Origin of the sequence: Rhodococcus sp. 852002-51564_SCH6189132-a, from assembly GCF_001665495.1 — a bacterium.
GTDB classification, from domain to species: Bacteria; Actinomycetota; Actinomycetes; order Mycobacteriales; family Mycobacteriaceae; genus Rhodococcus; species Rhodococcus pyridinivorans.
Genome location: NZ_LZMJ01000004.1, coordinates 130543 through 143450 on the forward strand (window position 1 = coordinate 130543; position 12908 = coordinate 143450).

11 protein-coding genes are annotated in these 12908 nt (G+C 68.2%); 4 read left to right on the forward strand and 7 right to left on the reverse strand.

The window, feature by feature from the left end:
- Positions 1-5: 5 nt before the first annotated feature.
- The 3 genes from A5767_RS23525 to A5767_RS23535 are packed head-to-tail and all read left to right on the forward strand — an operon-like array spanning position 6 to position 714.
- Entirely contained in the window at positions 6-335 is a 330-nt protein-coding gene (locus tag A5767_RS23525; RefSeq protein ID WP_006553968.1) for a hypothetical protein, read from the forward strand.
- Entirely contained in the window at positions 329-595 is a 267-nt protein-coding gene (locus A5767_RS23530; RefSeq protein ID WP_231913081.1) for a hypothetical protein, read from the forward strand. Before A5767_RS23525 ends, A5767_RS23530 begins: the two co-directional genes overlap by 7 nt.
- Positions 496-714: a hypothetical protein gene (locus A5767_RS23535; RefSeq protein ID WP_006553967.1), complete on the forward strand. Its 219-nt coding sequence runs from the start codon at positions 496-498 to the stop codon at positions 712-714. The genes A5767_RS23530 and A5767_RS23535 overlap by 100 nt, the downstream gene beginning before the upstream one ends.
- Before the next feature lie 72 nt (positions 715-786).
- Here A5767_RS23535 and A5767_RS00900 read toward each other — a convergent pair whose 3' ends face one another.
- The 6 genes from A5767_RS00900 to A5767_RS00925 all read right to left on the reverse strand — a co-directional run bounded on the left by A5767_RS00900 (position 787) and on the right by A5767_RS00925 (position 6084).
- The gene (locus A5767_RS00900) at positions 787-1770 is read right to left on the reverse strand and encodes a TauD/TfdA dioxygenase family protein (protein WP_064851421.1); all 984 of its coding nucleotides are present in this window, start codon (positions 1768-1770) and stop codon (positions 787-789) included.
- Positions 1771-1934: 164 nt separating this feature from the next.
- The gene (locus A5767_RS00905; RefSeq protein WP_064851422.1) at positions 1935-2660 is read right to left on the reverse strand and encodes a hypothetical protein; all 726 of its coding nucleotides are present in this window, start codon (positions 2658-2660) and stop codon (positions 1935-1937) included.
- A 145-nt stretch (positions 2661-2805) separates the two neighbouring features.
- Positions 2806-3318, reverse strand: a complete 513-nt coding sequence (locus A5767_RS00910) for a hypothetical protein (RefSeq protein ID WP_064851423.1) — start codon at positions 3316-3318, stop codon at positions 2806-2808.
- A complete protein-coding gene (locus A5767_RS00915) occupies positions 3315-4172 on the reverse strand; it encodes a ParA family protein (protein WP_006553961.1) in 858 nt (285 codons plus the stop codon). The genes A5767_RS00910 and A5767_RS00915 overlap by 4 nt, the downstream gene beginning before the upstream one ends.
- Before the next feature lie 95 nt (positions 4173-4267).
- A complete protein-coding gene (locus A5767_RS00920; protein WP_230826357.1) occupies positions 4268-4714 on the reverse strand; it encodes a hypothetical protein in 447 nt (148 codons plus the stop codon).
- Positions 4715-4881: 167 nt separating this feature from the next.
- Entirely contained in the window at positions 4882-6084 is a 1203-nt protein-coding gene (locus tag A5767_RS00925) for a hypothetical protein (RefSeq protein ID WP_064851424.1), read from the reverse strand.
- A 791-nt stretch (positions 6085-6875) separates the two neighbouring features.
- On the opposite strand from A5767_RS00925, the gene A5767_RS00930 reads away from it, so the two are divergent.
- Positions 6876-12359, forward strand: a complete 5484-nt coding sequence (locus tag A5767_RS00930) for an ATP-binding protein (protein WP_064851425.1) — start codon at positions 6876-6878, stop codon at positions 12357-12359.
- A 73-nt stretch (positions 12360-12432) separates the two neighbouring features.
- Here A5767_RS00930 and A5767_RS00935 read toward each other — a convergent pair whose 3' ends face one another.
- Positions 12433-12813 carry a hypothetical protein gene (locus A5767_RS00935; RefSeq protein ID WP_231913082.1) on the reverse strand — a complete coding sequence of 127 codons (381 nt, stop codon included), beginning with the start codon at positions 12811-12813 and terminating at the stop codon, positions 12433-12435.
- Positions 12814-12908: the final 95 nt, after the last annotated feature.

Consider the following 12908-nt stretch of genomic DNA (forward strand, 5'->3'; position numbering starts at 1 on the left):
TAGCCATGGCAGAGACCGTCCAGCAGGCACTCCGTGACCTGTTCGAGAACAACACCGCGGCCGTCGTCCACGCGATCGCCGGGGCCGGGCTCGCGGGCTTCCCGCTCGTCGGCCTCAACAACACCCGACGCGGTGAGGGTCTGGCACGCGACATCCTGCGTGCGGACTGCCAGATCCTGCTGACCGATGCCGAGCACGCCCCTCTGCTGGACGGCCTGGATCTCGGCGACGTCACCGTCTTCGACGTCGCGAGCCCCGAGTGGCGGGCGCTCGTCGACGGGGCCTGTCCGCTCGAGCCGTACCGGAAGGTCGGGCCGACCATCCGTTCATGTTGATCTTCGCCTCGGGGACGAGCGACGATCCGAAGCCGGTGATGCTCGCCCACATGATGGTGTTGTTCTCGGGCAGCACGCTCGTCCCGCAGTTCTCGATCACGAGCGACGACGTAATCTACCTGTCGATGCCGTTGTTCCACTCCAACGCGATCCTCGCCGGGTGGCCTACAAGGACGCGGACGGCTGGATCTACCTCGCCGGTCGCACGGCCGACTGGATGCGCGTGGACGGTGAGAACCTCGCCGCCGCCCCTATCATGACCGCGATCGTGCTGCGCGACGAGACGTCGCTCGTACCCGAGGAGTTCGAGAAGGAAGGACCCACAGCGGGCGACGGCGTGCTGTGGGTCCGCGAGAACGAGAAGTACGTCGTGGCCTGACGTTGAGGAGCGCGAAACGGTCTTCGGCGCGGGATGTTTCGCGCTCCTATGACCGTTTCGCGCTCTGCTGTGTCAGTGCCCGTCGAAGCCGGGCAGTCGCGCCGGCTCCTCGACCACCGAGTACTCGCTCGCGTCGCCCTGCACGACCCTGCTGCGCGAGCCGTCGACGCCAACGGGGATGTCGCCGGCGAGGGTGATGCGATGCAGGCGGCGGGTGTGGTCGCCGAAGTCGGCGATGCCGTAGTGCTGCGTGGCGCGGTTGTCCCAGATCGCGACGTCGCCACTCTCCCACGACCAGCGGAACGTGTTCTCCAGCTTCGTGATCCGACTCTGCAGCAGCTGGAGCAGCGCGGCGGTCTCCGACGGCTCGAGACCGACGAACTCCTTGACGAAGTGACCGAGCAACAGGGTGCGCTCACCCGTCTCGGGATGGACCCGCACCACCGGGTGAATCGTTTCGTAGGTGTTGCGGCGGAACTCGTCCTGGTAGCGGCGTCGCTCCTCGGTCAGCGCCGGATCGGAGCTGCCCGCGTCGAGCTTCTCGGCGTAGTCGTAGAGATTGGTGTGCAGGGCCCACAGGTTGTCGACGAGCGCCTTCAGCGCATCCGGCAACTGCTCGTAGGCCGCGGTCGTGGAGGCCCACGTCGTCGCACCGCCGTACGGCGGCAGGGTCACCGCCCGCAGGATCGACGCCTTCGGAATGCGGTCGACGAAACTGACGTCGGTGTGCCAGCTGTTCGCAGCACCCTCGATGGGCAACAGCCGCTTACCCTTCGAGTGGACCGTGGGGTGCGACTGGGTCTGCGTGCCGAGCAGGCCGGCGAAGGCCCACTGCTCCTCGTCGTCGAGGTGATGCTGGTCGCGGAAGACGATCGCCTTGTGCACGGCGAGTGCGTAGAGGATGGCCTCGACGGTCTCGGACGCCAACGAGCCGGACAACCGCACCCCGTCGATCCGCGCACCGATATGCTCCCCCAGCTTGGTGACGACGATGCCCCCGGCGGTGTAGACGGATTCGGCGGTGGTCGTATCGCGATCGAGTTCGGTGATGGTCATGCGATCTCTCCTTCGATGATCTGAACCTGGCGTTGTCGCTTGCGCCGATTCAGTTCACCGCCATCCGTCGGCAGAGTCGACGGTTGTGGTCAGCGAGATCGAAACGAGCCGAGCTCGCTTACGGGAGATCGAAACGAGCCGAAGCCGCTATCGGGAGTGCGTTCTCACCTGAGGATCTCGCTCCGCCAGAAGGCATCGGCGTCGGGAACGGTCTCGGGGTCGTCGAAGAAGGTGACGAGCGCCTGTGCGGCTGCCGCGGCGTCCGGGAAGCGGCGGCCCTCCATCGGTCCCCGGGTGATCTCGAGCGTCCCGGAGGCCTGATCGAGGCGCCCCTGCACGCGGTAACCCCCGATGTCGGCGACCACCGCGAGCCGTTCGTCGTCGGTCTCGGGGTCGGTGACCGCCGGTGCGGCCGGACGTTCGACGCGGACGGCCGCTGCCGGCACCGGCGTTGCGTCGTGCCGAGGATCCTTGACGACGTCGAGACCGAGAAGATCCCAATTGTCCTGACCGTGAACGACATTGCTGCGCTGGATGGGATGACTGCCGGTCGGGGTGCGGCCGGGGCGGTCGGCGAGCCAGAGCGCGACCTCCTCCTCGATCCCTCCCTCGATATCGTCCGCGTCCACGACGTAGAACGCCGGTACCTCGGGTGCGAGATCGACGAACACCCAGTGCGACACGCCTCCACCGTCGGCGGCGGGAATCCCGTCGCGGCGTCGCGCGAGCCACGGATCGCTCGCCGTCGAGCACACCCTCACCACACGTTCCGATCCGTCCGCACCGCGCACTCGGACGTCCCGCTGTCCCGGGATCGGCTCGGCCCGGCCGCCGCGCGCCAGAACCTCGGCCACGAAGGCCACGACTCCCTGTCGAACGATGTCCCCCATATCGACTCCTCTTCTCGGTGCGCACACCGAGCGGTGACTCGGGATCGACGCTCGATGTGCCCACGTCCTGCGCGGTCTCGTCGAGACCGGAGGTCTGCTGCGACCATACGTTGCTACGAGCAGAAGAAGAACCGACTGTGACCGATCACCGGAAAGCATCACCCTTCGTGGTGAGCGCCTTGACCCGTTCGACGATGCGGTCCTGCAGCTTGGAGGGGGTACGCCAGCGCATCGCGAGTTTGTCGTAGTCCATCGCGTGCTCGGCGATGATGTCCTTGAGCTGTTCGACCCCGAGGGACGCCAGCCTCTCCCGCAGAGTCGCCTCCCCGCTCTCGCGGTACACCGCGAACGGGTCGAAGGCCCCGGGTGCGCGACGACTGCGACGCGCAGACGTTCGGGCCGCGGCCGGGCGCGTAGCAGGAGCGGGAGCAGGGGTCGGGGCGCTTGCGTCCGCGGTAACCGAGAGCGCTCCCGCGAGTGCCCTCGCGAACCGCGGCGTGCGTGCCGCCTCATCGGCGATCACCTGGACGAGAGCGACGAGCGCGCCGGCCGTGCCGGGTGCCGCCTCGTCGAGACGGAGCAACGCCGAACTCGCCTCGCCGATGCGCACCCGCAGACGCGCCTGTGCCATGTCGGTATCGGGGTCGGGATTCGTCACAGGTACACCTGCGCATTCATCATGATCGTCTCGGTGAGGATTCGCAGTGCGTCGTACTGGCCGGTGTTGCCGTACTTTCGCTTGAGCGTGCCGTAGGGCACGAACTCGGCGGACGCCGCGATCTGATTGGCCTCGGGCACCCAGGCGGGAACGACGCTCGCAATCCGGGGGTCGCGCTGGAGCTGTTCGATGATCGTGCGGTGCAGATTCGAGGCACTGCGGTACTTCGTGATGACGAGACCGATCTCCCGCACGGTGTGCCCGGTCCGTGTCGCGAATTCCTGGATCTTCGTCTGCAGCGGCGGAATTCCGTAGGTGGACAGGATGTCGGGAATCGTCGGGATGAGATAGCCGTCGGCGAGACGCAATCCGTTGAGGGTGAGGATCCCGAGATTCGGCGGGCAGTCGATCAGGATGTAGTCGTACCGGTCGGCGATGGGCCGGACAGCGGAGAGCAGCACCTCGACGGGACGGTGCGAGCCGGGATCGGCGTACTGCTGGTGGGTGAGCCCCTCCTGGATGTCCATGAGATCCAGCGACGACGCGAGCAGGTCGAGATCACGGACCGCTCGCACGGGCGAGACGTTCTTCTGGACGGCCTTCTCGATGTCGAACGCGTCGGCGTGGGGCGTGATCGCCTTACGGAAGAGCGTCGCGAGGGTCAGACCGAGTTCGTTCAGTTCCTGCCAGCGTTCCTCCCCCACCATCATCGTGGTGAGGTTGGTCTGCGGGTCGAGATCGATCATCAGCACCCGCTGCCCGAACTCCGCCGCCATGAACTCGCCCAGAGCGGCCGTCGTCGTGGTCTTGCCGACGCCACCTTTCAGGTTGATCGTCGCGATTACCCGTGCCACCCCACACCTCTTCGGGAAAGAAATTCATTACTCGATATCGCGAGCAAAACTACCCGAAGGCGGACATACGAGGCAGCCGGGTGACAGCTACCGGATCAGCGGCCCCTCGACTCGACCGCGAGACGGGGCATGCCGGCGAGTTCGTCGGGCGTGACGTACGAATCGGAGGTCGCGAAACCGCTCAGGTACAGCGGCGGCTCGCGGTCGGCGACCGCGCGCACGATCTGCCCCTCCGAGACGAACACGATGAGCCCTTCGGCATCGGATCCCGGCATGTTCCGCCAGGTGACTCCGGGGGTGTGCATCACGCGGTTGAGTTCGCTCATCAGCACCGGGACGCGGAAGTAGTACATCCGGTCCCACGACTCGACACCCGCTGCGGCCGCGACCTCCCCGAGCGTGCGGGACTGTCCGGAGACGAGCACCGATTCGAACTCGGCCTCGAGCTGCGGGTCGTCGACGACGGACACGCTCGTCGTCGCCCCCGAACAACCCGAGACCCCCAGCACCGCAGCGACAGCCAGCGCAAAACCCGTACGCACGAACCGCGACGCCACCGCACCCCCCTGTGTATCGACCCCCGATAGGACGCGAGGAAGCTACCACCGGTTCGGACGAATACACCAGCGAAGACGGTCACTTTCCACGAGTTCGGGGATACGACCCGAAACGCAGCCGAATCGATGTGACAAATGACAGTAACTCCGAGTTACTCCTTTGCGGTGAGCTCGGCGATGTCCGTCCACAGAGCACTGCGGAGCGCGACCATCGGTTCGGCTGCGGCGCCGAGCTGGTCGCCGACGAAATCGGTGTTCTCGGCGGACAACTCGCGCGCACCCGATCTGCCGATCAGGTCGTCGATCCGCTGGTCGAGACTCGCGGTCCGCTGCGCGATGTGTGTGAGATGCAGATGGCCCTCCGCGCGCGTGAGCAGGTCGCCGATGCGCGCGAGCGCGGTGACGCGCGCAAGGATCTGGTCCCATACCGGTTCGAGCGCTGCCACCCGGGATTCGAGACCGGACCGCGCCTCGGGCGCCGATCGGATCGCGGACTGCAACTCGTCGAGCAGGTCGCGCAGGGCGACGGTGTCCACCGCGATCTGGGTGAGCTCCTCGGCGAGATCGAGCTGGGCTCGTTGAACCTCGAAGTACTCCGAACGCCACGCCGCCGATGCCTCGACGCGGTCGTACAGGGAACCGGCGAGGAAGAGCAGGGTGTCGTAGCGGTCGACGAAGCGGTCGTCGCCGGAGGGCACCTCGCGTCCGAGCCGTTCGGCGACGCGACGCCCCGTCTCGGCCAGCGGGGTGCGTTCGGACCAGCGACCCACGCGGTCGACGGCGACACCGAGCACCACTCCCCGGGCCTGCTCGACGGGCGTGACGGGCAGGGGCGCCGGGGTGCGTTGCAGTGCAGCGAACAGCGCCTCGCGTTGTTCGATCTCGAGATGCAGCCCGTCGCGTCGGTCGCGGCGCACGGCGCGGACGCCCTGGGCGTAGTGCAGCGGCGAGTGCACGACGGTCTGTCGCGCCGCCCGGATGCGTTTGCCGAGCTCGTTGGCCCGGTATTCGAGTGCGAGTCGCGCAGCGCCGGGACGCAGGCCGTCGATCCGTGTGCGGAGGCGGGCGTGCTCGTCGGACAGGCGGCGCAGCTCACCGAATCCGTCGAGGGTGGGCAACCGGCGCCCGACGCGCCGGCGGTTCGCCAGCACAGCACGTGCCGATTCGTCGAGGTAGCCGGCGGCCAGTGCGACCGCCGCGGCGTCCGACAGAGGAGCGTGCCCGCCCTCGATACTGCCGGTCTCGCACCACCGGCGGACCTGCCCGGCGATACGTGTCCGCCGGTCCACCGACGGGATGTCCCGGCCGGGCGCGTCGTCGCGCCCCGGGAGGTGGGGTCGATCGGCTTCGGACACGGGGATCCTCCTCGCGGCTCGTCCGCAGGCATGCACCGTCCACTGTTCCAGATTCCGCGCGGGCTCGGAGAAATGCCCGGTAACGGCCCCGATCCCGGGCGCTCGACGGGCACGATCCCACACGTCCACGGCCGCGCTCCGGTTCGGTTGAGACCTTCACCTTTTCGCCCTTCGTGACGGATGTCACAGCATTATCGAGGTAGCTCCGAACGATTTGCCCGATCCCGGATCGCGCCCGAGACGGGGCGCGCGAAAACCGTTGCGTACCAGCAGAAGCGAGAGGACGCCGGCGACGGGTCCCTGACCCCCCAGGAAGTTACCGATCGGTGTTACTGCACAGTACCGGCGGCCTCCGGGACCGGAGACCCCCTCCCCGACACCCGCTCCCGAGCGAAATCCTCTGCGCGCGAATGCCTGTGAGAGAAGTCGGCCACGAGGTCGCCGCCGATCGCCCCCATGGAAGCAAAACGTGACAAACCCTCATGTTTCCTCCATGCTGTAATCCGAACGGAGCCTTCGCCCAGGGGGACGTGACCGTCGCAACCGACGGCCGTAGCTGCGGAGACCTGTTCGAAACGGTCCTTCGGACACCGCGGATGTTGCCCGGTGGATCGACGACGAACACGCATGCCCATGCCAACCACGAGGAGCCGACTGCTACATGTTCCCGCTCGCGTCACCAACACGAGACGTGGAAGGTAGGACCGGTTAGGTTGACCTCCTCATTGGGGTGGAGCTTCGAGACGCGCGCCCGATGCGTGCACAAACCATGGAGAACGGTGGCAACGAGTATGTTCAAGCGGATCGCAGTGGTCAATCGCGGTGAGGCGGCCGTACGCCTCATCCGGGCAGTCCGGGAGCTCAACTCCGAGCACGGCTACGACATCAAGACGATCGCTCTGCACACCGATGCCGAGCGACGGGCGATGTTCGTCCGTCAGGCCGACGAAGGAGTGACCCTCCGGCCGTCGACGACGGCGGCGACCCCCTACCTCGATCATGCAGAACTCGAGCGCGCGCTCCTCGAGGCGAAGGCCGACGCCGTCTGGGTCGGCTGGGGCTTCGTCGCCGAGGACCCCGCCTTCGCCGAGCTGTGCGCCCGCCTCGGGATCACGTTCATCGGTCCCTCCGCCGACGCCATGCGTCTGCTCGGCGACAAGGTCGAGGCGAAACTCCTCGCCGAGAAGGTCGGCGTTCCCGTCGCACCGTGGTCCGGTGGACCCGTCGATTCCCGCGCCGACGCGCGCCGCCACGCGCAGGCCATCGGCTACCCGCTGATCATCAAGGCCCGCTCCGGCGGCGGTGGCCGTGGCATCCGCAAGGTCTACGCCGAAGACGAGCTCGAGCTCGCCCTCGAGCGCACCCAGGGTGAGGCCGAGCGTTCCTTCGGTGACCCCGTCGTGTTCATCGAGCGTCTCGTCACCGACGCACGCCACGTCGAGGTCCAGGTCATCGCCGACAAGCACGGCAACGTCTGGGCCCCGGGCGTGCGCGACTGCTCGATCCAGCGCAAGAACCAGAAGGTCATCGAGGAGTCCGCCTCGCCGCTGCTCACCAAGGAGCAGTCCGACCACCTGCGCACGGTCTCGGCCGATCTCGTCCGCGCCGCCGGCTACGCCGGTGCCGGCACCGTCGAGTACCTCTACCAGCCCGACCTGAAGATCTTCACCTTCCTCGAGGTCAACACGCGTCTCCAGGTCGAGCACCCCATCACCGAGGCCACGACCGGCATCGACCTCGTGAAGCTGCAGATCCTCGTCGCCTCCGGCGAGAAGCTTCCCGGCGAGTGCCCCGGCGAGTTCGGGCACGCCGTTGAGGCCCGCCTGAACGCCGAGGACGCCGCCAACGGCTTCGCACCCGCTCCCGGCACCGTGCAGCTGCTCAAGTTCCCGCTCGGCTCCGGTCTGCGTGTCGACACCGGCATCGCCCAGGGCGACGTCATTCCGCCCGACTACGACTCCATGGTCGCCAAGATCATCGCGTGGGGCCGCGACCGCGACGAGGCACTCGCCCGCCTGCGCACCGCTCTGCGCGAGACCACCGTCGTCCTCGACGGCGGCACGACGACCAAGTCGTTCCTGCTCGACCTGCTCGACCGTCCCGAGGTCATCGACGCCTCCGCCGACACCGGCTGGCTCGACCGCACCGGCGCCGGCACCGAGACCGGTCCGTCCAAGGTCGCCGACGTCGCTCTGATCGCGACGGCTGTCGACGTCTACGACACCGACGAGGCCCACGAGCGCTCCGCCTTCCTCGCCTCCGCCCGCGGCGGTCGCCCGCGTGCCGGACACGCCGTCGGACGCAAGATCGAGCTGAGCTACCAGGGCCAGGCCTACGAGCTCGTCGTCGGCCAGGTCGGCCCGCACCGCTACCGGGTCGACACCGGTTCCGCCGAGTTCGACGTCGACGTCGAGCGGCTGGGCGACTACGAGTCGCGCCTGACCCTCGGCGGACGCCGCCACAACGTGGTGTCGATCGCCGGTCCGGCCCACTTCCTCGTCGAGGTCGACGGCATCAGCCACCAGATCAGCCAGGACGAGGCCGGCGTGGTGCGCACCCCTGCCCCGGCCGTGGTCGTCGCGGTTCCCGTCGCCGTCGGTGACGAGGTCGAGGCCGGTCAGACCCTCGTCGTGCTCGAGTCGATGAAGATGGAGACCGCGGTCCGCGCTCCCTTCGCCGGCAAGGTCCGCGAGATCCTCGCCGTCGTCAACGCGCAGGTCGACGCGGGCGCCCCGCTTCTGCGGGTCGACCAGATCGTCGAGGAGGTCGTCACCGAGACCGTCGAGCGCGTGGAGTTCGCTGCACCGGCACCCTCGCTCAGCGACGATGTCGCCGCCGACGCACTCGCTCGCCTCGACTCGCTCGCCGCTCTGGTCACCGGATACGACGTGTCCGCCAAGCGCACCGCGGCACTGCTCGCCGAGTACGAGCGTCTCTCCGACTCGGTCGACTCGTGCGCGCTCGTCCGCGCCGAGCTCTCGCTGCTGACGACCTTCGCGGACGTGTGCGAACTGTCGCGCAACCGTCCGACCGAGGAGGAGAAGAACAGCGACGACCGGGTCCACAGCCCCCGCGAGTTCTTCCACGGCTACCTGCAGCCGCTCGACGTGGAGGTCGGGGGTCTGCCCGACAGCTTCCGCGCGCGTCTCGCCCGTGCCCTGCGGCACTACGACGTCCTGGAACTCGATCGCACCCCGGAGCTCGAGGAGGCCGTCTACCGGTTGTTCCTCGCGCTCGAGCGCATCGAGGCCCACGTCCCCGTGGTCACCTCGCTACTCGACCGCTGGGTCGAGCGCGACGACACCGAGGTGGGGATCTCCCACGAGCTCAACGAAGTCCTCGACCGGCTGATCGTCGCGACCCAGGTCCGCTTCCCGGTCATCGGCGACACCGCCCGCAACCTGCGGTACCGCTACTTCGAGGAGCCGGTGATCCGCAAGGCCCGCGAGCAGGTCTACGACGGGGTCCGCGGTTCGCTCGCGTACCTCGCCGAGCATCCGCAGGCGACGGACTACGCGCAGCGCATCGATTCGCTGGTCGCCACACCCGAGCCACTGATCGACCTTCTCGCACAGCAGATCACGCGTCCGGAGACCGTTCCGGGCCCGCTGCTCGAGGTCATCGCTCGCCGGGCGTACAAGATCCGCACCCTCGAGGACGTGCGTTCGTGCACCGTCGGCGGACACCAGTTCGTCACCGGCAACTTCGATCTGCGCGGCACGCGCCTGTACCTGATCTCCGCCGAGGCCCCGCAGGCCGAGTTCGCGTCGCTGCTCGACGCCGTCGAGGAGTCGGCGGCCTCGGTTCCCGACACGAAGAACCTCGTGATCGACCTGTACCTCGCGTGGGACGACGCTCCGGCCGATGCCGATGCCGACGCCCAGGCCGACGCGCTGCGCGCCGAACTCGCCGCACGCCCGGTGACCGGCGTGGCCCGTCGCGTGACCGTGACGGTCTGCCACACCGACACGGCCGAAGAGCACGTGTTCACCTTCCGCCCCTACGAGACCGGATACGCGGAGGAGACCAACATCCGCGACATCCACCCGCTCACGGGTCAGCGTCTGGATCTGTGGCGCCTGAAGAACTTCGACGGCACCCGCCTGCCCGCCAACCCGGACACCTACCTGTATCACCTGGTGTCGCAGGACAATCCGTCCGATGAGCGGTTCATCGCCCTCGCCGAGGTGCGCGACCTGACGCCGCAGCGCGACGAGTCCGGTCGCATCGTCGGACTGCCGGCCTTCGAACGCGCTCTCGCGAGCTCGCTCGACGGCATGCGACGCGCCCAGGCCAACCGCGGCGGGCGACGTCTCGACGCGAACCGCGTGGTGCTCTACGTGTGGCCCGCCGTCGATCTCGACATGGAGGACCTACGCCGCATCGGCCGCAACGCCGCGCCGCTGACCGTGGGTGCCGGACTCGAGGAGATCACCGTCATCGGGTCGTGGCGTGATCGCCAGGACGAGCCGGCACGCGAGGTCGCCCTGCGCTTCTCGTACCGCTCCGGTGCGGGCGTCATCGTGCGGATCACCGAGCCGCCGAAGGAGCCGCTGAAGCCGCTCGACGAGTACACCCAGAAGGTCCAGCGGTCCCGTGCCCGCGGCACCGTCTACCCGTACGAGCTGATCCCGCTGCTCACCGGCGGCGAGGGCACCTTCGTCGAGTACGACTTCGACGAGCAGGGCACCCTCGTGCCCGTCGACCGCCCCTACGGCCGCAACACCGCGGGTCTGATCGTCGGCGTCGTCGACACCCCGACCCCGCGGTACCCCGAGGGCATGAAGCGCGTCACGCTGTTCGGTGATCCCACCAAGGCGCTGGGCACCGTCGCGGAGGCCGAGTGCTCCCGTGTGGTCGCCGCGATCGACCTGGCGGAGAGCCTGAACGCTCCCGTCGAGTGGTTCGCGCTGTCGTCCGGCGCGACGATCTCCATGGACTCGGGCACCGAGAACATGGACTGGGTGTCGCGCGGTCTGCGTCGCATCATCACATTCACGCAGAACGGCGGCGAGATCAACGTCGTGGTCACCGGCATCAATGTCGGCGCGCAGCCGTACTGGAACGCCGAGGCGACGATGCTCATGCACACCAAGGGCATCCTCGTGATGACCCCGGACAGCGCCATGGTGCTCACCGGCAAGCAGTCGCTCGATTACTCGGGTGGCGTCTCCGCCGAGGACAACTTCGGTATCGGTGGCTACGACCGCGTCATGGGCCCCAACGGTCAGGCGCAGTACTGGGCCCCCAACCTCAGGGCCGCCATCGAGACGCTGTTCGCGCACTACGCCCACGCCTACGTCGCGCCGAGCGAGCGCTTCCCGCGCAAGGCCGCGTCCACCGACCCGGTCGACCGCAACGTGTGCGTGTACCCGCACGTGCATCCGTCCAGCGACTTCACCACCGTGGGCGACATCTTCTCGTCCGAGACCAACCCGGATCGCAAGAAGCCGTTCGACATCCGTACGGTGATGCGCTCGGTGGTCGACCAGGACCACGCTGTGCTCGAACGGTGGGCCGACATGGCCGACGCCGACACCTCGGTCGTGTTCGACGCGCACCTGGGCGGAAACCCGGTGACGGTCATCGGCATCGAGTCCCGCGCGATCCCGCGCAAGGGCTGGTTCCCCGCCGACGGACCGGACCAGTGGACCTCGGGCACGCTGTTCCCCAAGTCGTCGAAGAAGACGGCACGGGCGATCAACGCGGCGAGCGGCAACCGTCCGCTCGTGGTGCTCGCCAACCTGTCGGGCTTCGACGGCTCCCCCGAGTCGCTGCGCAACCTGCAGCTCGAGTACGGCGCCGAGATCGGCCGGGCCATCGTCAACTTCGACGGTCCGATCGTGTTCGTCGTGGTCTCCCGCTACCACGGTGGTGCCTTCGTGGTGTTCTCGGGCGCACTGAACGAGAACATGGAAGTCCTCGCCGTGGAGGGTTCGTTCGCCTCGGTGCTCGGTGGCGCTCCGGCGGCTGCGGTGGTCTTCACCCGCGACGTCAACAAGCGCACCGCGAGCGATCCGCGGGTCGTGGAACTCGAGGCGCAGCTGCGGGCCGCCGAGGACGGCGACAAGGCACGACTGGGCGTCGAGCTCACCGCTCTGCGCACCGCGGTGCGGTCGGAGAAGCTCGGTGAGGTGGCAGCCGAGTTCGAGGCGATCCACAACATCCAGCGCGCACAGCAGGTCGGCTCGGTCGACGCGATCGTGCCGGCGGTCGAGCTGCGGCCGCAGATCATCGCGGCCGTCGAGCGCGGCATGGCACGCACGCTCGCGTAACCCACGCAACGAGAGCGAGACCCCACCGGAACACTTCCGGTGGGGTCTCGTCGTCGTGGGGCCGTCGTGCGGGTCAGTCGTCGTGATCGTCGTCCCGGTCGTCGTCCCGGTCGTCGTGTACATCGTCACAGCGGTCGTCCCACGCGTCGTAGAAGTCCTCGACGTGGTCCGGCACCGTGTCGTCCCAGTCCTCGAACCACGCGTCGCAGCTCGTGACGTCGATGTAGGGGATGTCGGTGGGCAGGTCACCCGGCCCCGCATCCCGGGCCGGGTCGACGCCCGCCCGAACAGTTCCATCCGGGCCGCCGGTCGTCGTCTCGTCCACCACGCGGGCGACGGTGAACGACGACGGTTCGGAGGGAGCGGGCTCACCTCGGTTCGCCGACACGAAACCGACGGTGCCGGCCGTCATCGCGACCGCTACAGCGGTCACGGCCCATGCGGTGCGGCTCATCGCCATGATCGTTCTCCTCGACTCGGTGTTCGTCCTGGTCACCGGTAACTTTGGCGCACGACGATGAGGGGTCGATGAGCCGAAGATGACGAAAC